Consider the following 22,671-nt stretch of genomic DNA (forward strand, 5'->3'; position numbering starts at 1 on the left):
AATATGGTGTGAGGGAGGACGAGGCTGCCGGCGGCCAGCACGCGGGTAAGCACTGAGGCGAGCGGCCGGGCCAGGCGCTTGGGGCCCGTGGCGGCTGACGGGGTTATGAGTAGGTCATGACGGTGGTGGGCCACAGGGCAGCGGCGTGCTCGATAGCGCGGAGGGCGCGGTCGAGGATGTCACCGGGGCGCAGGGGCGCGCTGGTAGGCAGCCTGGATGACGGGTCCGTGAGGGCGCGTCATGGTGGGTGCTGTCGCCCTCGAACAGAGGCGGGTACCTGCTCGCGCGTCTGGTCGAGGTGACGCGGCTCGGCGGTTGGCAGGTGCAGTCAGGCGGGGACGAACATGCCGAGCGTGCAACAGGATTGCGCGAGGGGTATGCCGGGGCGCCGGGGACCGGGGCGCTGTGGCTGGGCTGTTTCGCTGGGGGATCAGCGGTGGCGTCCGGTCGTTGGAGTCAGGGGTGGCGCGGGGGCGGCGGTGCTTGGGCCGTGATGGCGGTACGCGTTGGGCGCGGTATCCACTCCGGGCGGGTTGCTGAACGCGGAAGCTACGCGGTCGAGGGTCTGGGCGATCTGCTGGGCCTGACCGTGGGCGTCATGGAGTTGCTTGGCGATGTCGTCGGGGTACCGGTTCCATTGGGCTCGGTACTGGTAGCGCTGGATGATCTCGGCGGCATTACGCAGCTGTTCGGCGACCTGCCGCAGGAGTGCGGTCTGCTGCTCGGGGGCAGTCGCGGTGTGTGCGGTTTGCAAGAGCGCGTCCAGGGCGGCGGGCAGCGTCTTGTTGTCCGTGGGGAGGCCGTAGAGAGTGGCGTGCAGCGCTTGGGCGAACACCGTAACCGGCCCGCCCCGGCTGCGGGCGCGGTACTCGACTGGGGCTTGTCGGCGGGCGCCGAAGCTGACGGTCACGTCACGGGGAGCGGCACCGGGGTGGAGCTGATCGGCGAGGGCGCGGGCGAGAGTATGCACGGTCGGGGTGTCGGAGGGCGTGGTAACTCCCATTCGGACGGCGGTGATGATGTTTACGAGGGTGGTCAGCGGGTGCGGCGATGGTCGGACGGTGCGGGCGGTGAGCCGGTGGCGGTGGTTGAGGGGCGGCGGCGGCAGGTATGTCGATCGGTGGGGGATGCCGAGGCTGACGCGGGCGCCGAGACCGTGGGTGTATGTGCGCGTCTCGGCAGCCGTGACAACCGGCGGGTAGTCCGTGCTCGTCCAGCCCGTCCTGTGGACGGTAGGGCGAGGCCGTTGGCCGCGGGAATGAAGCTGTTCTGCTTCAGGAGGGAACGGGCGGCGGCGTTCTCGGCGGTCACGGCATTGGTGCCGTCACCGAACTGGAAGCGAAGGTCCGGGTCGGCCACTGGATGATCGGGGCTCCAGCGCGTCGTCCAGGAACGGCCGATGAGGTCGTGGGTGCGGGCGGACAAGCCCGCAGAAGGCGACTCCGGCGTGTTCGTGCGCGTCCTGCGCGGTGCCCGTTGGCAGCGCGTGGAGACTGCGACCGAGGTGTTTTCGGGCAGGGGAGCCGGCCTCGGTCAGTAGCCGGTCGGTGCTGCGGGTGCGGCGGTTGAGGACGACGGAGGTGTGACCGTCGTCGGTGGATCCGGAACACATCGGGGCTGTCCGGAAGAGCCACGGTGTCCAAGGATTTCGGTGGCGGCCGGCTGGGCGGGGTGTTGGCACGAGAGGCTTTCGGAGCCGTTAGTGGCAGGGTCGGCCGGGATCGCGTGTGTATTGGCGGGGCAGCGTGGGGAGGGAGATGTGGGTCAACGGGTCGCTGCGTGTGCCGTGGTCGGGCGGCTTGCGGGACGGGTGGTGGTGGATACAGAGGGCCGTGGCCGGCCGAAGGTGGCGGCCAGGCCGCGGCATCCGTCGGTGGTGAGGTGGACCCGCTCGTCCGCGAGCCAGAGTGGGCATGGCTCGCGGGTCACCAGGCCGCGGGACTCCAGGGAGCGGATTGTGCTGATGGAGACGCGGGTGTTGTCCCTGCGGACGAGCGGCTTGTCGTCGGTGACGGTCACCTCGCCCTGTGCGACGGAGCGCAGCACGGCGTTCTGAGCGGGGGACAGTGGGAGCGGCTGGGGCAATGGGTGCACGCCCCGGCGGCGTTCGGTGACGTACAACTCGGCGGTGGTCAGGGCGTCCTGGGCGCCCAGGACGGTCAGGTTTCGTACGAGGGTGACGCGGCTGTCGGCCTCGTCCAGGGCTTGCTGGTAGGTCAGGAGGGTCAGAAGCCGGCCCTCGTCCTGGACGGGGATTCCGGCGTGGGTGTCGTCGAGGAGATCCACGGCGCCCAGGAGAAGATCGGTCGCGTCGGCGGTCAGGTGGGCGAACTGTCGCACCCGCGCGTACACGGCGCGGATCGCTGGACTGTGGTATATCGGCTCGGCGTTGAGGAGATCCACGATGTGCAGCGCCGAATCGGCGAGGTGCTGGGCGAAGGCCGCCTGGTGGGTGAGGTCGGTCGCGGCGTTGGAGCCGGTTGGCCGGGTTCGGGTCAGGGCGTCGTTGTGCCGGGTGAAGTCGCAGGCCAGGAGCAGGAGGTGCTCGGCCGGCGCGGTCGGGCTGTTCATCGCGGGTGGAGGGTTCCCTTCAGCGGCGGGTGGTGGCGGCGCCGGGCGCGTACGAAGTCATTCGCCTCACGTGAGCGGACCGGCACCAAGTGCAGCCGGGCGCCGCTCACGCGGCCTTCCGGAAGTCGGTCCGCGTTGGCGTGTGCTTTGCGACGGCGCGGGCGGTGATCGCCTTTGACGCGCGGGCGGATGCTGCGGACAGTTCCTCCGCTCCGGGTTCCAGGTACCACGGTCGGAGGTCGAGCATGGCGGCTCTCATGCCGGTGGCGAAGCAGAGTGCGGTGCCCTTGGGGAGGGCGCGGATCGCGTCGGCGGGCAGGATCCGCTCCTGTCGCATGCTGACCGAGGTCGACTTGCCGGACTCCGAGTGTGACGTGGAGGTCGTCTCGACGTCGTGGTCGCCGATCAGACGGGACAGTTTGTCCGCGAAGTCGGGGTCGTCGATGCCGCTGCCGATCACCTTGACGGTCGATGCGGACCAGAGGGCGTCCATGCCCGCGTCCGACCAGACTTTCTGGCCCTGGCGGTAGGACTGCAGGATCGTGATCGGGATGATGCCTCGGCTGCCGAGGTGCGAGTACAGGTCCGGAAGGTCCGAGATTTTGCAGACGTTGGCGGCTTCGTCGAGGATCGCGAGCATCGGTGGGTCGAGGCGTCCGCCGGTGCGTTCGGCCTGCGCGGTCGCGGCTCGCATCACGGAGTCCGCGCACGCGGCGATCAGCGCCGAGGCGCCGCCTCCGCCGTCCTTGCTCAGGAGGAAGAGGGTGTCGGTGGAGGTGACGAACTCCGCCGGTTTGAACTCGCGTACGTCCTTCTGCGGGGTGACCCAGGCGGAGATTTCGGTGTTCAGCAGGGCGGCGGCGTACTGGCGGGCCGTCTCGTAGATGCCGTCCCTTGTTTCGGGCGGGCCTTCGACGGTGCCCTTGAGCTGGGCGGCGACGGCGGCGAAGCCGTGGTCGCGCAGGATGTCCAGCGGGGTGCGGTCGGCCGGGAAGGCCAGCCAGCTCATGACGTCGGTGATCGCGCGCTCGTCGAGGGCCGCGGCGAGGAACAGTTGCGACAGGATGTTGGATCCGGCTTTGGACCAGAAGTCGCCCTGCTGGGACGCGTCGACGCTCGCGGCGAGGAAGTGTCCGGCCAGTCTTCCGGCGCCGTCGAGGGTCTTGGCGTCGGCGAGAGGGTTCCACCACATTTCGCGGGCGGTGTGCGCGATCTGCTGCGGGTCCATCGACCACACCTGCCCTACCCGGGCGCGGGCGTCGTAGGTGGCGGTGAAGGCGTCACCGGCGGCCTTGTTCGAGGTCAGGAGGACCGGCCCGGGTGCGGCGAGGATCGAGGGGATCGCCAGCGACGTCGTTTTGCCGGAGCGTGGCGCCATGATCGCGACAGCCACGTCCTCGTAACCCATGCGGACTTCGTGCCTGGTGCCCTGCAGATTGCCGAGCAGGATGCCGGTGTCCTGGGCATCGATACGTTTGGCGTCCTTCAGGCTCGGGCGCAGCGAGCGGGCCTTCGCGGTGACGGCCTTGGACATCAGCGGCGCGATGTCCTTCGACTTGGCCATGCCGTCGATGCGTTTCCTGCGTCCGCCGCCGCCGTCCTTGTGCCGCTTGTACAGCGCGGCGCTGATGGCGGCGAGGGCGAGCAGTACGGCGGCCGGCAGGATGCGTGTGCCGAGCAGGCGGGACGTTTCGCCGAGGTGGGGCCACAGCTGATCGGGGTGGAGCAGGGCCTGTACGGGCTGGTAGGAGGTGCTGGTTCCGGCGTCGGTGGCCCAGGCGGTGAGGTTGCCGCCCAGCCAGGCCAAGTTGGCCAGGGGTACGGCGATGGCGAGGACGATGCCCAGGACGCGGAAGGCTATGTCGTAGCCGTCGCTGTTCGAGCTGGTGGAGGGCTGGGGCAAGGGCAGTTCCAGGTACGTCGGGGGGCCGTCCGGAGCGGCGGGTCAGCGGGGTCGGCGCGGTGTGGCCGCGTGGGGCGGGGGTACGGCAGCGGGTGGTGCGGGGTGTCGCGCGGCGAGGAGGGTGGTGCGTCGTTCCAGGGCGAAGGCGATGTGCGCGGCGGGCACGCGGTGGGTGCTCACACTCATGTGGTCACGGGCGAGGCCCGGGATCTTGCTCGGGTCGCGGGTGACGGGGGTCTGGTTGGCGAGGGAGCGTGTCACGGCCGTGACCAGGTGGGCCGGGGTACTGCCGGTGAAGTGGGCCCGCCAGATCGGCGGGTGTTCGGTCACGCCAATCTCGATGAGCCACAGGTCGCTGTCGGCGGTTCCGAGGCGCTCGACGCGTGCAGTGCCGTCGGGTGAGACGAGACCCTCGGTGTCGCGCGCGGTGTTCCATTCGGCTTTGTGCAGAGGGGCGTAGGGGTCGGCTGCCGGGGTGGCTGGTCCTGCGGGATCGGTGAGGGCATCGGTGAACGCGGCGATGATCTCGACGGGTGTACGGGCGCCGAAGGTGGCGGCCCAGCCGCGCTGGTCCGCGTCACGCGCGTGCAGGATGATCCACCACGGATCGTCCGGGTCAGGGGCGATGCGTAGCTGTGTCAGCTGGTCGGGGCTGGTGAGCAGGACACGGGGCATCAGCGGGTCGTGTCCGTAGCTCCAGCCGCAGGCGCGGTGGAGGGGGACGGTGATCCAGCCGGGGTCGCCGCCGCCGGCCAGGTGGCGCGGAGCGACAAACGCCTGCTCAACGGTTACGGGCACCTCCGTCACCACCGGGCCGAACAGGTGTGGAGGACGGCCTCGGGCACCGGAGTCACCGTGGCGGGGACAGAAGGACCGCTCCGGTGGTTCTGCGCCGACGTGTTGACCTCGATGAGCGCCTGGCCGTGGATGGCCCACCGGCCGAGGAAGCGCCGGCCTTCCGCACGGCTCTCGGCGAGCGGTCCGTCGTACGCCTCGGTCCCGGGCGCGGCGTCCTTCGGCTGCACGTCGCGCAGCGCCCGCCGTGCCTCGGCGCCCGCGTACAGCTCATCTGCGCTGGTCCGCGGCTCACGAGCCTGCCGGGCGAATCGCTGTGTCAGGTCCGAGGCAGGCGGGCGGACGAGCGGCTGCTCCGCGACGTTCAGCTCCGGGGTGGGTCGGCTCTGCCGACGACTGTAGGCGCCGTTGTCGAACGGTCGGAACGTCTCAGAGGCGCTGTGCTTATCGGAGTAGGCGGTCCAAGCGGTCAGAATCTGCTTGCTTTCCCGCAGATGGAGGGCGAGTTGGTTCAGGGACAGCCGGTGTATGTCGCCGGCGGGTGGGGTGGAAATGGGCAAAGGGGAAGACTCCGAAGTATTCGCGGGCCCGGTGTGTCAGCACGGGGTGGATATGGAGTGCCGGGCCGGGATTTGCCCGGCCTTGCTATCGGCTCCGTGCGGCGGTTCTGGGTGGGTCTGTGGCCGGGGCCGGAGCGCTGCGCGTGCCCGGTGTTGCGGAGCGGCGGGCTTTGCGGGCGGCGGCGTGTGCGCCCTTGAGGCGGGCTTCGTGGGTGTCGGCGAGTTCCTTGCCCTGGGGGCCGCGCTGCATCTGGGTGACGAGGTGCGCGTGCGGGACGTCGTACAGGGCGCGCTGGACGGGCTCCGGGCTGGCCAGGGCGGTGGTGAACGCCGCGATGAGGTGCGTGGGCATGCGGTCGTCGAGGTACGCATGCCAGATCAGGGCCCGTGTGGCTCCGTAGTCGTGCCTGGCTTCTGCGGTCCAGTAGAAGTGTTCTCCCGGCTCGATGCTCCGGCGGCGCAGACTCATGATGCCGTCGGGGTGGGTGGCACTCTCGTTGCCGCGTGCGTCGCGCTCGTAGGTCCAGCCCGCCGCGGTAAGGGGCGGCCATATCTCCGGAGTGGTCTCCGGCACGGGTGCGAGCAGGGCGTCGGTGAGGGCGGCGAGGATCTCCACGGGCGTGTGGGCACCGAACTCCGTGGACCAGCGCCGCTGTTCGTCATCGCTACGGATCCGCCACCATGCTTTGTAGGGCTCGGGTTCGGGTTCCAGGACCACGGTGTGGCGGTAGTCGGGGCTGGCCAGCACGACCTGGGGATAGTTCTGGTCGGAGTGGTTCTTCCAGCCGGCGGCCCGCAGCGTCTCGGTGATACGGCGGGGATCTCCTCGCCCGGCCAGGTGCCGGGGGCTGGTCTCGAACCAGATGGTGTGGTGCGGCTCGGCCGCGCGCGTGGAGATAAACGGGTGGATCACGACCTGACCGCCGAGCGGAACTCGGCCAGGTCCACGCAAGGGAAGGGGAGCCCGCCGAGGCGGTGAACATCCCAGTGCAAGGTGTGGCAGTCGGTGACTTCCGGGGCTGCGGCCCGGAGCCGGGCGATGATGTGGCGGATCTCGACGGGCCACGGAGTCAGAGCGTGCTCCTCGACGAGGTGTGCGGCGTTGCGCAGGATGGCGCCGAGCATCATGGGCAGGCCGTATTCCTCGTCCAGCACCTGGGCCAGGAGCGGCTGGGCGTTCCCCGCGACCGCCGGATCGCGCAGATAGCAGCCGAGCTGGTCGAGAATGTCCAGCGCCGTTCCGATCTCGTCGTGGCTCGGCGGCACAGCACGCGGTGGGGCCGGCGAGAGCCGGGGGGATTCCTTCGGGTGGCTCATCGTGCCGACGGCTCCTCGGCAGTCTGCGGGAAATGGCGACTCAGTCGCTGTACGTCCCAGTGCAGGATGTGCCAGTCCGTGGCCTCCTGAGCGGCTGTGCGCAGCCCGTCGATGATCTGGCGTACCTCGTCGTCCGCAGGATGGCCGGTCTGCTGGGAGATGAGGCGGGCCGCCTCGCGCAGGATGTCGCCGAGCAGGAGGGGAACCCCGGTGTCCTCATCGAGGAGCGGCGCGAGGAGCGGCAGCGCGTCGGCGAGAGGCGGGTTGGCGCGCAGATAGCGCTTGACCTGCTCCAGAGTGTCCGTGGCCCGGGCGACCTGGTACGGGCTGGGGGCGGTGGGGTTGGGCATCAACGTCCTTGTACGGAGAAAGGGAAGTGGTACGGGCGCCAAGGGTGCTCAGCGGCGCTTTCTTCGGTGCTTCGGCCCTGGGCGTGAGGGTTTGCCGATCGACATCGTTGGGGGTTTGGTGTGTTGGGCTTCTGCGCGGTGCTGCTCGTGACGTCGGCGAGGGCCTCGGCGGGTACGAGTTCGCCGAACTCGGCTTACCAGCCTCGCCCGTTGGCGGCGGGCTCGGCCCGCAGTCGCTACGACGCCGAGGTGCCGGACTGCGGGGCGGACTGGAGACGGTGGCGAAGGTCGGGGCTGCGCGTGACGATCTCGGCCAAAGGGTCGGAGACGTCGCTCCATCCGGCGGCGGTCAGGCCGTGGGTGACGTGGCGTGTGTCTCCGGGGCCGGCGAGGTGGCGGGGCTGGTGTCGAACGGTCTCCCCGGCGTGTTTGTCGGCGAAGGAGGCGGGCTGCCGTTCGCTCAGCGGCATCCCGGCTCGCTCGCGGCGGCGCTGCTGTACAGGTCGCGGAGGTCGTCCAGGATGTAGTGGAGCGTGTGCTGGTCGGTCTGCTCCCACGCGGCTGTGCGCAGCTCGGTGATCAGAGGCTTGGCCTGTGAGTTGCGCGGTGTGTCCGAGTGGTCCTGTACGGCGCGGGCGAGGGCGCGCAGGATGTCGGCGAGCTGGACGGGCAGGCCCGTGTACTCGTCGAGGAGGGGCTCGACGAGGGCCAGGGCTTCGACGGGGTCGGGGCTCTCACGGAGGTAGTGGGCGAGGTCCGACAGTGTTTCGGTCAGGGTGCGGATGGTGTCCGGGTGGGGTCCGGGCATCGGGCTCCTTTGGAACGGGGCGGCGGTCAGCGACGGGTCCGGGGGCCGCCGGCCGGGGTGTAGGGGCGGGCGCTGGTGCGCGGCCGGGCGCTGCTGCGGGCCCAGGTGGCGGTGCGGGCGGCTGTGATCCGGGCCTGCTGCCACGCACTGAGCTGGGAGGGATGGACGGAGACCGACCAGGTACGGATCTGGGCGCTCAGCGGTACGTATCCGCGCGGGCGCATCACGGGATCGGCGTCGGCGAGTTCCGTCGAGAAGGCTTGCATCAGGTACATCGGCGTGGTGGGAGTGAAGTTGGCCGTCCAGCCGTTTCCCTGCTCGTCCCGCGCTCCGGCCCACCACATCGCCGAGCCGTCGGCGCCCTGGTGGTACTGCATCCACGCGGTGCCGTCGGGGCTGGTGGCCATGTAGTGCTTGCCCTCGAAACGGGTGGGCCAGTTCTGCTCCTCGAACGGGGCCCAGACGCTGGGGGCGTGTGCGGAGCGGGGACGGGTGAGGGCATCGGTCAGACCGGCGACGATCTCCACAGGGGTCTGCCGGCCCAGATGCGCCGACCACTCGCCGTTGAGGCCGTCGGCTTTGCCGTGGATGGTCCACCCGCCGGGAAGGACATAGGGGTCGTAGGCGACGCGGACGGTGCGGTCCGGGCTCTCCATGAACAGGGGGCCGCCCGACGTGGACTTGTCCCGCCAGCCCGAGGCGCGCAGGAACTCCGAGATGTGCCGGACGTCGCCGCCGCCGGCCAGGGCACGGGGTTGGACGAGGTAGTGCTGCTCGGCCTGCTCGCCCGGGTCCCAGCCCTGCCACTGGGTCTTCTTCAGCGGTGCCGCCGGGTGACGAGTGGTGCGGGTGTCGGGGGTTTCGCCGCCGTGGTGGTGGGCTGAGTGCTGACGTGCACGAGGGTGTCCTTGTGTTCGTCCAGGTCGAGGCTGATGTCGTGCAGTGTGTTCGCGGCCCGGCCCAGAGCGAGCCACACCTCCGCGGGGAGAACTCCTCGCTCTGCCTGGTCCTTGGCGAACACGCTTCCGGTGGCGACGAGGTGGGTGACGCCGCCGAGGACTCCGGTGTCCGGGTCGAGAACGTGAGCGATGACCTGCGCCGCCTGGCGCGGGGGAAGCTGAGAGAGCTGGTCAGCGAGCTGGCCGAGCTGGCGAGTGATCTCGTCGGCCAGTCTCATTGGATAGAGGACGGGGTGGGACATGCTCCTCCGGGACGGTGGACGGTCAGTGGTGGTGGCGCTGCCCGGTGCGATGCGTTTCGGCGGAGACGGCCTCTGGGCGGGCGCCGGCCGGAGTGGAGGTGCGGTCGGGTCCGGTCGGGATACAGGCGCGCAGATAGCGGCGGAACAGGGCGGTCACGAGTCGGGGCTTGAGCCGGTTGCTGATCGGTGGGGGTGTGCGGGCTGCTATGGGTTTCTCCGGGGATCGGGCGTGTGCGGTGGGCGGCCCCGGCGTGGTGCCGGGGCCGCCCGGGCGCCTTACGGGGTGCGGCGGGCCGGTGCGGGACGTGAGGGGGAGCTGACCGGGGCCGGCTGCTGCGCGGCAGGGCGGGCCGCACGGGTGCGGATGTCCTGCACGGCCTGCCGGTAGGCGGCTTCGTCGAAGACATCGGGAGTGCAGTTGACCTCGTAACCGGCCAGGAGCAGGGCGGGGATGGCGCGGGTCACCAGGCGCTTCTGCTCATTGGCATCAAGATGCGCGGGCACGGTGTGCCAGACGTAGACCGGCCCGCCTGTGGCGTGTTCGTGGCGTTCCAGGCCGAGCTGCTCCAGCAGGACATGAAGCTCTGCGGGGGCGCCGGCCGGGGTGTCCGCGTGGATGGTGGTTGTCAGGGCCTTGACGTAGATCTCGACGTCCGTGCCGTAGTCGTCGTCCAAGTTGGCCATGTAGTTCTCTCCGGTTCAACGGTGCCGGGATACCGGGGGATGGACGCGGCCTGGTGGCGGTGCGGTGGCCGACCGCTGCGCAGGATGTGCAGCGTGGTCGCGGGCGTGGAGGATCACGCGGGCGGCCTCGCTCATGGATCTCGTGGTGTCCCCGAGCCGTGCGATCGGCTCGGATTCCTCGCCGAGCGCGGCCCCTTGTAGGTCACTGGAAGTGGTCCAGGCACGGACGACGGCTTCTCTGACGGGAGGCAGCAGCCCGTGGATGGCCGCGACCTCGGTCAGGACCTCGGCCACCGCACTGCTGGTTTCGGCTGCAGTGCCCTGCTCGGCGAGCCGGTCGAGGTAGCGCAGGGCCGCCTCACGTTGTCCGGCGTGGCAGCTGGAGGACTTCCGCCGCCTTCTCGATGCCACCGATGGCGACGATCAGAGCGGTGCGGGCGTCTTGGTGATGGTGACGTACTCCAGCACGTAGAAGTCGGGCTCCTGCTTCACCGGGACCTGGTGGCCACCGTACGGTTGCCGACCGCGACCGGTGGTATGGAAGCCGGGGCGGAGGTGGGCGCGGTCCGGCTTGCGGGGTGCTGGAGCGCCGTACCGATGCCGAGCGCGTCGAGTTGTGGGCCGATCTCGCGCAGGGCGCGGGCCTGGGCCTGGGTGTCGTTGCCGTTGAGGCGGTAAATGCCGCTCTGCGGATCCTGGACGAAGCCGTGGGCCACGAGGACAGCGCTCGCACGGTCGTCGGCGGGGGCGGCGGCGACGTAGCCGTCCTGCTGCCAGGTCAGGACGACCCGGTCCGGCTGGGAGGGCTGGATGCCGCCCAGAGCGTTGTGGCGGACCTGGGCGAGCGCGCTGTCGTAGCGGGCGAGCAGGTCGCCGGCGACCTGCTCGGCGCTCAGGAACGGATCGTCGGCCAGGGCGATGCCGTTGGGCTCAGGAACAGCGCGGTACGCCTCGTCGGGCAGGGCACGCGGGGCGACCGCGGCGATGAGGAAGCCGTCGCGTTCGTCTCGCCGGTCCAGAAGGACGAGCTGCGCGCCGTCCGGGCGGCTGAGGACGGCTGCCTGCTGGAGCGGGTGCTCGGCGAGGGAGGCGGCGACCAGGTCCAGATCCCAGATGCGGTCGGTGAGTTCGGCGAGATCGGCCTTGGCGTCGGCCGGTACGTGGGAGCTGGTCCAGGTGTCGGGGAGTTCACCGGCGAGGACGTCGGCGTAGGAGGCGAGGTGTTCGGAGGTGTTGTGGTCGTGCATGGTGTCCTTGGGCGGGGTAAGTATCGGTGGCGGAGTCCGGCGGCAGGTGACTGGCCGGACGGGCGGCGGTGGCGAGACGGCGATCGGCGTCGGTGAGGCCGCGGGGCCCGGTGATAGATCTCGTGGGCGTGGACGACGGCGACGAAGCCAGCGCGCTGGAGGACGCTGTGGGCCTCGGCATCACCGTCGCGGGCGAGGAGTTCGTCGGAATGCGGGCTGCGGGCAGATGTCCAGGAGACGGCCGGAACGGGGCAACGAGACGTCTACCTGCCGTGGAGGCGGAGGGGGATTACCGTCCGTTCCGGATATCGGCGATGTGCACGAGCTGGCCCAGGGCGGTGATGGTGTACCAGCCGCAGTCGATCAGTTCGTCGCGATCGGCGAACCGGGCAAGGAGGGCATCCTCCATGGCACGCAGGTGGATCAGGCATTCCAGGCAGCGGCGCGAGAGGTGTACGAGGTAGCGGGGATGGGCGGTGACGTAGGACTGGGCGCCGCCGGTCGCGTCACGCAGCCGCCAGCCGTCCTCGTCGGTCGCGGTGTGCCAGGACGGGGCGACGACGCGCATCGCGTCTCCCCACAGTTCCCCGTCGGCTACGCCCTTCAGGACGACGACGGTGTCACCGGCCTGGAAGTGGGAGTGTGTGATGTCCCGGTTGGGGGTGAGCGGGTCGGGTGTCGGCGCGAACGCCGCAGTGGGCGGGGGCTTGGACATGCGGTTCCTTCCACGCGAGGCTGGCGGGGTGGGAGGAACAATGGTCCGGAAGAACGCCGGTTTGGCTAACCGGCGTTTCGCGGCTATGTTCCGCCGCGATCAGCGGAACGGGTTCTCTGTCCCGCGGTCCGCCTCGGTGGCTGCGTCGAGGAGTTCGGGCACGTCGGTGCCCTCTGCATCGCGTTGGTCGATCCACCACCCCGCGCGGGTGATGTCGCGGGCCTTTTCCTCCAGCTCCGCCCAGTCCGCCTCGTCCCAGCTCCCCTCCAGGACGAGCGCGGTGTGCGCGGCGGTCATCAGCTGATGGCGGGAGCGTTCGCCCCAGTCCAGGGCCTTCTTCGGGCCCTCCAACCGCGGCATGTCGAACTGCTTCGCCCACGCGAGGACAGCCTCCCGCTCGGCGGCGCGCTTGGCCGCGAGCCACTCTTCCTTCGGCGCGGGGTCGGCGTCGCGTGCCGCCTTCCAGCAGTCGGTGCAGTCTTTCGTCGCGAGCCAGCGGGCGAACCCGGCCCGCTTGTCGGCCGGACGACCGGACAGGTCATGAACCACTTGGTGGGAGCATGCGTGTTCCACGGTCCACTGCGTACGGACTCCCGGGGAATTCCGTTTGATGGGCGTTGGGTTCGAGGTCGGGCTGCTGGTCTGGGGCTTCAAATAGCGTGCCTTTCGTTGGTGGTTGGGGTGGTGGCCTGCGTCGTTGCGGAGGGTGGTGCATTCAGATGCACGATTCGTGCGGCGGGTGGAGGTGGTCTGGAGTGCTTGGCGGTGGTCTCGGGGACTTCCGTCTTCTGTCTCGTCTCAGCGTGTCCTGCGGATGGCGTTTGTGGCCGCTGTGGCGATGGCGGCGGGAGCGCTGGAGGGCTGGGTCAGGTGCAGCATGGTGGTCCCTGGCAAGTGGTGGGATTTGGCGGTGAGGGTGAGCTGGAGTACGGCGCAGCCGGCGGTGGTGAGCTGCTTGACGCGGGTGACGGCTTGAGTGGTTTCGTCGGTGGTGTAGATGGCGTCGGTGACGATCACGAGGAGGCGGCCGGTGCCGGGGCGGCTGAGTTCGAGGCCGTGGTCGAGTGCGTCGATGGCATTGGCGAGGTTGTGACTGCTGCCGTTGGCGCTGAACGCTGTCACGCGCTGTGGTGCTCGGTGGGTGGGTCGGGTCAAGGCGGTCAGGTGTGTGTCGTAGGCGATGGTGGCGGTGAGGGAGTCGGGGTCGGTGAGGGCTGCTGCGCGGGCCACGATCCAGGCGGCGGAGGCGACGGGTGCGCAGGCGGCCCGCATGGAGCTGGAGACGTCGACGGCGATGCCCACGCGCAGCGGTGGGGTGGGGGTATTGCGGCGGCGGGTGTGGGTGAACGGTTCCGCGGTGGGGACTGACCCGGCGGCGCGCTGGGCGTCGCGGGCGAGGGCGGCGCGCATGTTGAGGCGGCCGGGTGGGGTGGGGCTGGTGGTTCGTTCCTCGGTCCGTTCGCGGTAGGCGGCGGCGCGCAGGGCGCGGCTCAGGCGCGCGGCGGCGCTCTGTTCGGCGGTGGTGGGTTTGCGGGTGCCGGTGACCGGGTTGCGGTAGGGGGCGGGTGTGCCGTCGGGGGTGACGGTGGTGTTACGGGTGTTGAAGACCGACTTGGCGGTGGCGGCGGCTTTGCGTCGCTGGCCGGCCCGCTGGGCGCGGTTCTGTGCCTGTGCCTTGGACTGCGCGGCGATGGCGTTGGTCGCTGCGGCCTGTGCTGCGAGGTCGGCGGTGTCGGTGGCGGCCGTGCTGTCCATGACGACATTCACGGCGCCGGACAGCAGATCGGTGAGGTTCTCCGGTACGGGCAGGGCGGGGGCCGCGGCGTCCAGAGCGTCGCACCATTGTTGAGCGTGCGCGAGCATGGACGTGGCGTCGTCGTCGGCGCACCGGTGGGATGCGGTCCAGATGCGGGTGAGGGTGGCCAGCAGGTCTGCGCCCAGCACCTTTTCGCACAGATCGGCGACGGCCCGGGTCTCGCCGGCGTCCAGGATGCCGACGTCACGGCGGCCGAGGACCAGGGCCGCCGCGGCGGCGGCGTGCTCGATGCCCTTCAGGGTGGGGTGGGCGATGTCGGGCATGACCAGGGTTCGGGCACTGGTACGCAGGTACGTGCGGTCCGTGGGCCGCCGGTTCAGGTGTGCGCCCTCGACACGACTCTCCTCCAGCAGGAGCGCGGCCTCGACGACACGGGGGTCCGCTCCGGCAGGCGCCGTCCAGACGGAGTGGGCCGCGTGCGCGGCCTCGTGGACGAACACTCCCCAGGCAGCGGGATACCGCTCCTCGTCGCCCACGACCCGCGGACGGATCTCGTGGGGCTGGAGCGGGGCGAACAGGCGGGCGTCGAATTCGACCTCGCCCAGCGTGGGGAAATAGGCGGCCGGTGCGCCGCTGCGTGTGCCGGGGCGGCAGGTGACGAGGAGGTCTGGGCGGCCGGAGAGGGCGACCAGCCGGTCGCCGAGTTCGGCTCCCACGCGCAGCCACAAGTGCGGGGAGGAACGGGGTTGCGCGGGCGGGGCGCCGTCGTCGTCCCAGCGCGCGAGGCCGTCGTCGTCCCGGGTGGTGGCGGGGGACTGGACGTGGTGGTGGGCGTTCATCGCGCGTAGCCCCGGTGTGCGGAGCCGGTGCTGCCCGGGGACTGCCGGACGGTCGAGGCGGGGAGCTGCTTGCCGAGGGTGAGGGGCGCGATCTTCTTGACGCCGGCAGCCTTGATGACGGCGGCGGCGACGGCGTCGCGATCCTCCACGGGAGCGATGCCGACGAGGTTCGCGAGCGCGGCGTTGGTGCCGAGGACGGCCTCGGTCTTCTGGTAGCTGAGCAGTTCCCGCAGTTGGGGGGCCCAGCCCAGCTCGCCGAGTTCGACCTGGTGGGCGAGGTGCCGGGCGACCCGGACCACCCGGGCATCGACCCTCAAAGCCAGGGCGAGGTCATAGTCCGTACCGACCTGGATCTGCACGCTGAACCGGGACGACAGCGCCTCCGTCAACACCGCCCCGTGAACGCCGGGATTGTGGCCCGCCACCACATAGAAGCCCGGCTCGGCCTTGACGGTCTCGCCCTTGTGTGCCTTGACCTGGATCTGCCTGCGCCCGTCCATCGCGGGATACAGCGCCGCCAACACCTTCGGCGAGATCAAGGTGGCATCGTCGATCAGCAGGGCACGGCCCTCGGTCATCGCGGTGACCAGCGGACCGCACTGGAAAACGTAACCTCCGCTGTCAGCCTGCGTGTACTCGCCGATCAAGTCGCCGACCGTGGTGTCGCCGTCACCGGCGACGGTCAGCAGGTCCCCGAACGCCGCCTCCACCAGCGACGTCTTGCCGGTGCCCGGAGGACCGTAGAGCAGCACCGGCACGTCGGCATCGCGCAGACGGTTCAACGCCTCGACGTCGGGCAGATCGGCCAGCTCCCGGGGATGGTAGAGCTGACCCCCCGCGCGGCGGATCGGGCCGGTCTGCCTCGGCGTGGCTGCGGCGGTAATGGTCGTGCGGGCCGTGGCCGCCTGGACGCGCGGAGCGTGGGTGCCCGGAGGGCTGATCACAGCGGTCCGCGCCGCTGCGGCGGTCTTCGCGTTCGCACGGAACTCCGGCTGTCCGCTTCCGCCTTGGTCGGCCTCGCCGCGCCGCACCAGAGTGAGGGCGGCGTTACGGACGGCGCCGTGGGAGTGGCCCAGCTGCCGGGCCATGCCCCCGATGGTGAGCGTATCCGCCGGCCGGTCGGCCAGCAGTCGGGCCACCTTGGCCCGTAGTTCGCCGCCCTTGGTGCGCGCTGGACTGGTAGACGTTCCGGGTGTGGTCACAACGAAGGTCCTTCAACAGGTGCAGGTGCGGGCGGGGTTGGTGATGCGTGGGAGAGGCTGGCCGCTCTCGGAGGGATCACGGACTGTGCCGGCATCGGCGACCGGGCCAACTGGTGCGTACCGTCGGCGCTCACCGGCCGACCGAGGGCTCGGTGGTCCAGGTGCAGGGGATGGCCGGCGACGAGCAGCTCGCTGGCTGCCGAGCAGGCCCGTGCCTCTGCTCCGTACCGGGTTCCGTCGCCCGGCAGGCGCAGACGGGCGTCTCTTCGAAGCCGTCCTGGAGCAGGATCCGCCGGGCGGCGGCGTTGTAGCCGGTGGTCGTGATCTCCCCGGTGATGGCGTGCCGGATCGTCATGAACGGCTCCGCTGGAGTTTCGGGCACGGCGGATTTCCTATCGGTGGTGGCGGGAAGTGGTGGGGTGTTGGGCGAAGGTGAGGAGGGCCCGGAGCTTTTAGCGCATCAACGGTGCGTGACTGGACCACGAACGATGGGCAATGACTGCCGACATGCTCCAGGGCGGGCCTCACCGCCCCGCAGCTACCTGACTCGCCTTTCCATACGTTCCGACAGCCGGGTGTTAAACAGCGGCGGCTTCGCTGCGCGCAGGGCTTCTTGGCGAACGACACTCAGCGATGACGGGCGGGTACGCCGGCGCGCGGCGGCGGCGCGGGTGGTGAGGTGTCCACGGCAGGGCGCGGGCGGACGTGCAGCTCGGGGGTGCGGTGCGGGGGCAGGACGGCGACCGTCGCGCCGAGGTCCTCGGCCGCCTCCTCGACTTCGCGGGTGAGGAACTCGATCTGCCGGCCCAGCACCGAGAGGCGGGCCGCGATCCGGCGCCCTTGCACGGTCTCCAGGGCATTGGCGAACTGGCTGCTCGTTTCCAGGAGTTCCTGGAGACGGACCATCGGACCCGCTCCGTATCCGCGCTGGGTGGCACTGAGGAGCGCGTTGGCCGCGTCACCCGCGTGCTGGGCCTCGACGACGTCCCGGACGAGTTCCTGCAGCGAGACCTCGGGGGCGGGCTCGGGCCGGTTGAACCCTGAGACATCGGCGCGCAGCACACCGGCCGGGACCGGGGTCGGCAGTGCCTGCCCGGCCTCGTATTCGTGGGCGTAGTGCCCGATCACCTGCCAGCCCGGCGCGTCCGTGTCGCCTCGCAGCGCGACCAGCATCGAGTCGTCTTCGACCAAGCGGGCCAGGGTGATCGGCCGTCCGTCGGCGGCATACCACGACTCGGTCAGCTCCAGCTCGCCGCGCTTCTGCGCGGCCTGGGCCAGCTCCGTCCACATCTGCTGTTCCTCTTCGGTCAGCGGGGCCTTGTGGTGCTGGCCGGCGCTCTGGTCGGCGAGGTTGCCGAAGATGAGGCTGCAATCAGCCCATGCGGTGACGTACGGCCACAGGGCGGCGTGCTGCGCGCGTTCGGCTGCGGAGCCGGGGACGGCCGGCCGGTCGAGGATCCGGCGGATTTCGGCGGCGGAGTCGCCCAGGGCGTCCAGCACAGCCCGCCACCCGTCCAAGTGCCGGGCAGGCGGCAGTTCGCCGAGCGCGCGACGGGCGGCACTGAGCAGCGCATCGGTGTGCGGGGCAAGGTAGGCGGCGTACGCCTTCACCGCTGCCTCGCCGCGGCGGGCTTGTGCGGCTGCCGCGGCGTCTGCGTGGACGGTGCGGCCGTAGCGGTCGCGTGTCATGTCGAGCGCGACTTCGGTCTCGCGGTCGATGACCGCCATCCGCAGTCGGAAGTCGCGGGCCCTGTTGGCGAGTTCGGAGGACACCGGCAGGAGGCCGTCGGAGGCCGGGTTACTGGCGGGCGTCACCGGGACTGCCCGCCGCCCGAGGCCGTCAGGTGGACGGTCGGTGCGTAGGCCGGCTTCGGCGGGATCGGCCGCGCGGCTGGCGCAGAGGCGGTAGGGGGTGTGATGCGACGCTGAGTCGTTCGGCCGGCGGCGGCCCGGGCGAGTCGGCTGCGGCGCTCCAGGAGTCCGTTGGGCCGGACCGGTCGGGGTGGGCCGGCGGAGACGGCAGGGTCGAGCCGGATGTCGGCCCGCACAGTGTAGCCGTGACGGCGCAGGTCGTGGACGGCCTGGCGGGTCCGGCGGGGGCCGTCTCGCTCGGGCTCGCTGAGACGGTACAGCCCGGGCTCTCCGGGGACGGGTTCGAACTGCTCACGTTCCAGGTACCAACGGGCCAGATGCGCGGGCATGGAGGAGGTGAAGGAGGCGACGAAGCCGTGGGTGTCGTGGTCGCCGAAGGCGAAGTGGGCGCCGGGTTGCAAGGGGGCGGGATTCTCCTCACATGGTCGGGGTGGAGCGGTCAGTGACCGCGGCGCGCGGGACGGGCCGCCGTGAGCGGCGGGAGGCCGCGGTGACGGGGCGGGCGGCGTGCTGCGCGAAGCCCGGATGGCGGGCGGGTGGGTGAGGACTTGATCGACGTGTGGCGGCGTCAGCGCGTGTGCCGCGGCTGTGCCGGCGAGGGGATCCGCGGGGGAAGGGACGGCGGACGGCCCTGGGTGGACGTGGTTCGCGGCGCGGGGGCGAGCGGGGTCAGCGCCCGCATCCGGTCCTCGACCACGTGCAGGACCTCACCGAGGTTGCGGATCTCGGCGGCGGCGTCGGCGAGGTCGTAGGACAGGTCGAAGCCGTCGTCCTCCTCGGCTTCCTTGGCCTTCTCCCCGGCCGCCTCGAAGAACTCGCCGAGCTGCGTCAGCAGGCCGTCGGTGGGCTCCAGGATCTGGTGCAGCAGGGCAGCGGCATCCCCATGTGACTCGGTTCCATTGATCCGCTCGGTCAGAGCGCGTAGAGCGTCGCCGTGGACGTAGGCGGGGGCGCCGTCGTTTGCTGTGTTGGAGACTTCAGGGGCCTCGGGCGGGTGGCGCGTCGGCGTAGCCGGAAGCGGATGCGGGGTCCTGGTGGACGAGACGGGATGCGGCAGCAGCAGCCCGAGCTGGGTGAGGTGGTGGTCGATCGCCTCGACCAGGGGCGAGGCGCTGCCGCCGTGGTGGGCTTCGGGCCGCTGAGCAGCAGCGGGGGCATCGGAAGGAGCTGAGTCGTAGAGAACCTCGAACAGCGACTGGTCGTCGGGGTGCTCATGAGTCACGATCCAGCCCTCGGGGTCGCCCGGCGGACGGTCGGAGGACGGCTCCTGCGGCGGGCTGATGATCAGGTAACTGTCGTCGGGGAGCGACACGCTCACGACGTAGGCGCTGAGGCCGAACCCAATGTCGCACTCCAGCCCGCGCTCTCGCAGTGGCGTGGTGATGTGCGCGTGGCGTCGCCACAACTCCTGCCACCACGGAGTGTCCACGTTGCGGTGATCAGGCAGCGGTGCGAGCGGAGCCGGCCGGGGGGTGCCTGGGGTGCTCTCCTCGTCAGCGGCCACGGCTCCTCCCACGGGTGGCCGGTGACCGACGCGGTGGCGATATCCGGGGAGCGGGGGCGGCTTCAAGGTTCGGCAACGGACGCGAGCCGAGTTCGCGCTCGTTGTCGGTGGATATGAGGTCGTGTTCCATCTGGGCTTCGTGCTCGGCGACCTGCGCCATGAGGTTCTCGTGCTCGGCCTGGTACTGCTGGTGTTCGGCCCAGTCGGCGTCGCTGAAATGGGTGGGGCGGTTCAGGGAACTCCTTGGGATGATGGTGTCGGTTCTTCGAGGCGGGTTAACGGTGGCGACCGCTTGGCCTGGGCGGCGGAAGTGCCGGGCTTTCTCGAGGTGTGAGCGTCGCAAGGAAGCGGTGGCAGTCGAGGTGGTCGTCCAGTTCCTCGGCCGCGTCGCGGAGGGATTCCGATGCGCGTCGCAGACAGGTGCTGGCTGTGGCGTGGTCGATGACCATGCTGTTCCTGTGGTGATGCCGGTCAGTTGCGTTGGTGGACCGGAGCAGAGCGAGAGTTTTTTCGCGGTCTCGGCGAGGTGCGGTGCTGCACGGTTCGACATAGTGGCCGTCGCGGTGAGGTGCGCGAGGACGGTACTGCCGACGCGGGTGCTGCTGTACGGGCTCCGGGCGAAATCAGCAGTCAGCCGGAGGACGCTGTGGGAGAGGTCCTGTGCTCCGTGAGCGTGCTGGAGCAGCGCGGTGCAGGAGGGCGCTGTCGGCACATGTCCGCTCTGGTCCAGCAGCTCCCACTGCTGAATGGAATTGACCAGTTTGGCTCTGTACCGCCGTGGTCTCGTTTGTGACGGTCGAGGCCACTTGGTTCGAAACCTGAGTGACGGGAGAACCTCTTAGAACAGAAGGAGTGAGTTTCCTTCGGGAAAACCTGGTGCGAGCAGGGGAATCAGCGTCCCCGTCCTGACGGTGGTGCAGGCGGGGTGATTTCTGTAGCTGGATGGAGGCGCCTGCCTACGGCGCGGGCGCCGTACCCCCGGTCTGGAAGTGCTTCACCCTGGGCTGTGAACTGCATGAGCACGAACTCGGTGTGGGTACCTCCGCCGGGGGTTGGGCGAGCAGATTCCCAGCGCTTGAAGACCCCCTCACGTTCCCGCAGTTGCCCATCAGGGGCGGTGAGCGTGGTGCATGCGATCGTCACCCACTCGCCTGTGTGAGGCTCCTCCTGTGGAGGATGTCCGCCGTGCCCGATGTGTGCGGCGATGTGTTTTTCGAAGGTGCCGATGTCCTCGGCGGTGAGGTTGCGGTGATCAATGTAAGAGAAAGTCATATCTGGCGTACCTGCTCTGTGGAAATTGTTCATGCGCTGGGTGGAAGTGCTCGTGAAGCCACAGGGGGGATTTGTTTACGAGAAACTGGTTTTCGTGAACAAATCCACAGTAGATTGACGTTGGCGGACAGATGGAGTGATACCTGGTGAGGGCGGGGCCATGACTGGCAGCACAAGACTCGAACGGCGCGTCCGGCGCGACTTTCCTGAACCCGGCTCGGCGCCGGAGATCTTGCGCATCCTCGATGCGCTCCCGGACGCTGCTGGCTATGCCAACGAGGAATTGCGCAGTGAGCGCATGCGTGCCGCGATCGTTCTGTTCGCCGGGGGCGACATCACGAAGTTTCGCCAGGCCGTCGAGCTGGCGAAGCTGGACTGGCGTGACCTGCTTGTCGCGGGAGAACTCGCCGACGCCGATTGGGCCATCCGTCTTGACGCTGAGCTTGGTCCCGAGGACCGCGGTCCCCGAACCCACGACTTCGCATAGAATCATCAACCCGCCTCAAAAGGGCGGAGCGGCAGCAACGGGGCTTCAGTTTTTGTGAACTTGGCGCTTTTTCAGTGCATGCGAGCATCGGTGTCGAAGAGTGCCAGCTCGTAGCCGTGCAGGAGGTGCTGCACGATGAAGCTTCGCCCCGCGACTTTCCAGAGACCCCTGCCGCGATTGAGGTGCGCGATGGCGTCCATCTCGACGGAGGTCAGGCCGAGCAGGGAAGCCGCGGCGCCGAGTTGGTCGGTCTCCTGGCGGTAGATGATGCGCGTGCTGCAGTCGGCGAGGAGTCCTTCCGCCAGGGCGCGCCCCTGTGATCCGGCGTCGCCGGCGGTGAGCAGGTCGGACAGCCGGTGGATCACCATGAGGTTGGCGATGCCGAGGCCCCGGCTGAGCTTCCACTGGGCCTGCATCCGCTGGAGCAGTCCGACGTGCCGCATCAGCCTCCATGCCTCGTCGTAGACGATCCAGCGCCGGCCGCCGTTCGGGTCGGAGAGGGCGGACTCCATCCAGGCGGAGGCGCAGGTCATCGCCAGGACGAGGGCGGTGTCGTCGCCGGAGCCGCCGAGGCGGGACAGGTCGATGGTGAGCATCGGTGCGGTCGGGGCGAATGCGACGGTGGAGGGGGCGTCGAACATGCCGGCCAAGTCGCCGTGGACGAGGCGGCGCATGGCGTGGGCCAGGTCGCGGGCGGCGTCGCCGAGTTGGCCCGACATCATCCCGGCGGCTTCGTCGAGAGAGCCGGGGTTGTTGAGGGTGGCGGCGACGTCGCCGAGGAGCGGGGTGCGGCCGGTGGCGGCGGCTCGGGTGACGACGGCGTCCAGGGCGACGTCCAGGGCGGTGTGTTCCATGGGCATCAGGTCCCGGCCCAGGACCGTACGGGCCAGCGAGCCGAGCAGGAGCAGGCGCCTTTTACGGATCTCGCCGACCCAGTCGGCCTCGGAGATGCTCTCGGGGCGCGGGGCCGCGTCCAGGGGGTTCAAACGTCCGGGCAGTCCGGGGCCGAGGGCGACACAGTGGCCGCCGAGGGCGTCCGCCACCGGCGTCCACTCGCCTTTCGGATCGCACGGCACGTAGACGCGGTAGCCGAAGGCCACCGACCGCAAGGCGAAGCTCTTGGCGAGCGCGCTCTTGCCCTGGCCGATCACCCCGGCGAGCAGGAGGTTCGGGTTGGTGAATCCCTCGACCTTGCCGTACAGAGCGAACGGATCGAAAACGAATGAGGCTTCTGCGTGGACGTCGCGCCCGATGTAGATGCCCTCAGCGCCGAGTCCGCCTTCGGCCAGGAACGGATACGCTCCGGCGGCCACGGCCGTCGTCATACGGTGTGCGGGCAGCTTCAGCCGGTTCCCACGCGCCGAAGTGGGCCCGGGGCGTCCACTTGGTGGGTAGAGCGGGGCGGGCATCTCGTGCTCGGTGGACGGGCTCTCGGGCTGGTGGGTGTCGGCTTCTGCGCGGGCCTTGGCGGCGGCCTCGGCGAGCTGGCGACGGGCGGCCTTGCGGCCGGCACGGTCGGTGCCGTGGGGGGTGAAGATCGGGCTGGCGGAGGCGCGGCGGGCACGCCGGGCGGGCCGGTGTGTCATCG

28 protein-coding genes are annotated in these 22,671 nt (G+C 70.1%); 3 read left to right on the top strand and 25 right to left on the bottom strand.

Going from position 1 to position 22,671, the window contains the following annotated elements; translation table 11 throughout:
- Positions 1-430: 430 nt before the first annotated feature.
- The 24 genes from DVK44_RS27175 to DVK44_RS27290 form a co-directional block, all read right to left on the bottom strand.
- The gene (locus DVK44_RS27175; RefSeq protein ID WP_162794062.1) at positions 431-970 is read right to left on the bottom strand and encodes a hypothetical protein; all 540 of its coding nucleotides are present in this window, start codon (positions 968-970) and stop codon (positions 431-433) included.
- Between the two features lie 794 nt (positions 971-1,764).
- Complete coding sequence (locus DVK44_RS27180; protein ID WP_228447385.1) at positions 1,765-2,571, bottom strand: hypothetical protein; 807 nt, start codon at positions 2,569-2,571, stop codon at positions 1,765-1,767.
- Between the two features lie 106 nt (positions 2,572-2,677).
- Complete coding sequence (locus tag DVK44_RS27185) at positions 2,678-4,474, bottom strand: type IV secretory system conjugative DNA transfer family protein (protein WP_114662839.1); 1,797 nt, start codon at positions 4,472-4,474, stop codon at positions 2,678-2,680.
- 42 nt (positions 4,475-4,516) lie between these two features.
- Positions 4,517-5,272 carry a DUF317 domain-containing protein gene (locus DVK44_RS27190; RefSeq protein ID WP_331461637.1) on the bottom strand — a complete coding sequence of 252 codons (756 nt, stop codon included), beginning with the start codon at positions 5,270-5,272 and terminating at the stop codon, positions 4,517-4,519.
- Positions 5,273-5,277: 5 nt separating this feature from the next.
- Positions 5,278-5,829, bottom strand: coding sequence for a hypothetical protein (locus DVK44_RS27195; RefSeq protein WP_114662841.1), 552 nt, complete (start codon positions 5,827-5,829; stop codon positions 5,278-5,280).
- A gap of 85 nt (positions 5,830-5,914) precedes the next feature.
- Positions 5,915-6,742: a DUF317 domain-containing protein gene (locus DVK44_RS27200; protein WP_114662843.1), complete on the bottom strand. Its 828-nt coding sequence runs from the start codon at positions 6,740-6,742 to the stop codon at positions 5,915-5,917.
- Positions 6,739-7,146 carry a hypothetical protein gene (locus DVK44_RS27205; protein ID WP_228447386.1) on the bottom strand — a complete coding sequence of 136 codons (408 nt, stop codon included), beginning with the start codon at positions 7,144-7,146 and terminating at the stop codon, positions 6,739-6,741. The genes DVK44_RS27200 and DVK44_RS27205 overlap by 4 nt, the downstream gene beginning before the upstream one ends.
- Complete coding sequence (locus DVK44_RS27210; RefSeq protein ID WP_114662847.1) at positions 7,143-7,496, bottom strand: hypothetical protein; 354 nt, start codon at positions 7,494-7,496, stop codon at positions 7,143-7,145. Before DVK44_RS27210 ends, DVK44_RS27205 begins: the two co-directional genes overlap by 4 nt.
- Before the next feature lie 236 nt (positions 7,497-7,732).
- Complete coding sequence (locus DVK44_RS27215) at positions 7,733-7,966, bottom strand: hypothetical protein (protein WP_228447387.1); 234 nt, start codon at positions 7,964-7,966, stop codon at positions 7,733-7,735.
- Positions 7,957-8,304 (bottom strand): hypothetical protein, encoded by a 348-nt coding sequence (locus DVK44_RS27220; RefSeq protein ID WP_114662849.1) that lies wholly within the window; start codon positions 8,302-8,304, stop codon positions 7,957-7,959. Before DVK44_RS27220 ends, DVK44_RS27215 begins: the two co-directional genes overlap by 10 nt.
- 26 nt (positions 8,305-8,330) lie before the next feature.
- Positions 8,331-9,125 (bottom strand): DUF317 domain-containing protein, encoded by a 795-nt coding sequence (locus DVK44_RS27225; protein ID WP_114665467.1) that lies wholly within the window; start codon positions 9,123-9,125, stop codon positions 8,331-8,333.
- Positions 9,122-9,505, bottom strand: coding sequence for a hypothetical protein (locus tag DVK44_RS27230; RefSeq protein ID WP_114662851.1), 384 nt, complete (start codon positions 9,503-9,505; stop codon positions 9,122-9,124). The genes DVK44_RS27225 and DVK44_RS27230 overlap by 4 nt, the downstream gene beginning before the upstream one ends.
- A 22-nt stretch (positions 9,506-9,527) precedes the next feature.
- On the bottom strand, positions 9,528-9,662 hold the full coding sequence (locus tag DVK44_RS37725; protein ID WP_269439630.1) for a hypothetical protein: 135 nt from the start codon (positions 9,660-9,662) through the stop codon (positions 9,528-9,530).
- Positions 9,663-9,781: 119 nt separating this feature from the next.
- Entirely contained in the window at positions 9,782-10,189 is a 408-nt protein-coding gene (locus DVK44_RS27235) for a hypothetical protein (RefSeq protein WP_114662853.1), read from the bottom strand.
- Positions 10,190-10,204: 15 nt separating this feature from the next.
- A complete protein-coding gene (locus DVK44_RS27240) occupies positions 10,205-10,600 on the bottom strand; it encodes a hypothetical protein (RefSeq protein WP_228447388.1) in 396 nt (131 codons plus the stop codon).
- Positions 10,601-10,677: 77 nt separating this feature from the next.
- Positions 10,678-11,436, bottom strand: a complete 759-nt coding sequence (locus DVK44_RS27245; RefSeq protein ID WP_114662855.1) for a hypothetical protein — start codon at positions 11,434-11,436, stop codon at positions 10,678-10,680.
- Between the two features lie 289 nt (positions 11,437-11,725).
- Positions 11,726-12,151 carry a hypothetical protein gene (locus DVK44_RS27255; RefSeq protein WP_114662856.1) on the bottom strand — a complete coding sequence of 142 codons (426 nt, stop codon included), beginning with the start codon at positions 12,149-12,151 and terminating at the stop codon, positions 11,726-11,728.
- 99 nt (positions 12,152-12,250) lie between these two features.
- A complete protein-coding gene (locus DVK44_RS27260; RefSeq protein WP_228447389.1) occupies positions 12,251-12,700 on the bottom strand; it encodes a hypothetical protein in 450 nt (149 codons plus the stop codon).
- Positions 12,701-12,949: 249 nt separating this feature from the next.
- A complete protein-coding gene (locus tag DVK44_RS27265) occupies positions 12,950-14,746 on the bottom strand; it encodes a hypothetical protein (protein WP_114662860.1) in 1,797 nt (598 codons plus the stop codon).
- On the bottom strand, positions 14,743-15,885 hold the full coding sequence (locus DVK44_RS27270; protein WP_162794284.1) for an AAA family ATPase: 1,143 nt from the start codon (positions 15,883-15,885) through the stop codon (positions 14,743-14,745). Before DVK44_RS27270 ends, DVK44_RS27265 begins: the two co-directional genes overlap by 4 nt.
- Positions 15,886-16,078: 193 nt before the next feature.
- Positions 16,079-16,303 carry a hypothetical protein gene (locus DVK44_RS27275; protein WP_114662864.1) on the bottom strand — a complete coding sequence of 75 codons (225 nt, stop codon included), beginning with the start codon at positions 16,301-16,303 and terminating at the stop codon, positions 16,079-16,081.
- Positions 16,304-16,575: 272 nt separating this feature from the next.
- Positions 16,576-17,763: a hypothetical protein gene (locus DVK44_RS27280; RefSeq protein WP_114662866.1), complete on the bottom strand. Its 1,188-nt coding sequence runs from the start codon at positions 17,761-17,763 to the stop codon at positions 16,576-16,578.
- Positions 17,760-18,221 carry a hypothetical protein gene (locus DVK44_RS27285; protein WP_114662867.1) on the bottom strand — a complete coding sequence of 154 codons (462 nt, stop codon included), beginning with the start codon at positions 18,219-18,221 and terminating at the stop codon, positions 17,760-17,762. Before DVK44_RS27285 ends, DVK44_RS27280 begins: the two co-directional genes overlap by 4 nt.
- Before the next feature lie 167 nt (positions 18,222-18,388).
- On the bottom strand, positions 18,389-19,324 hold the full coding sequence (locus DVK44_RS27290) for a hypothetical protein (protein ID WP_114662869.1): 936 nt from the start codon (positions 19,322-19,324) through the stop codon (positions 18,389-18,391).
- 121 nt (positions 19,325-19,445) lie between these two features.
- On the opposite strand from DVK44_RS27290, the gene DVK44_RS27295 reads away from it, so the two are divergent.
- From DVK44_RS27295 to DVK44_RS27305, 3 genes are all read left to right on the top strand, one after another.
- Positions 19,446-19,658 (top strand): hypothetical protein, encoded by a 213-nt coding sequence (locus tag DVK44_RS27295; RefSeq protein WP_114662871.1) that lies wholly within the window; start codon positions 19,446-19,448, stop codon positions 19,656-19,658.
- An 851-nt stretch (positions 19,659-20,509) separates the two neighbouring features.
- Positions 20,510-20,746: a hypothetical protein gene (locus tag DVK44_RS36520; protein ID WP_162794064.1), complete on the top strand. Its 237-nt coding sequence runs from the start codon at positions 20,510-20,512 to the stop codon at positions 20,744-20,746.
- 10 nt (positions 20,747-20,756) lie between these two features.
- Positions 20,757-21,083 carry a hypothetical protein gene (locus DVK44_RS27305; protein ID WP_114662873.1) on the top strand — a complete coding sequence of 109 codons (327 nt, stop codon included), beginning with the start codon at positions 20,757-20,759 and terminating at the stop codon, positions 21,081-21,083.
- Positions 21,084-21,154: 71 nt separating this feature from the next.
- Here DVK44_RS27305 and DVK44_RS27310 read toward each other — a convergent pair whose 3' ends face one another.
- On the bottom strand, positions 21,155-22,669 hold the full coding sequence (locus tag DVK44_RS27310; RefSeq protein WP_114662875.1) for a VirB4 family type IV secretion system protein: 1,515 nt from the start codon (positions 22,667-22,669) through the stop codon (positions 21,155-21,157).
- Between the last annotated feature and the right edge of the window lie 2 nt (positions 22,670-22,671).

Origin of the sequence: Streptomyces paludis (genome assembly GCF_003344965.1) — a bacterium.
Classification (GTDB): Bacteria; Actinomycetota; Actinomycetes; order Streptomycetales; family Streptomycetaceae; genus Streptomyces; species Streptomyces paludis.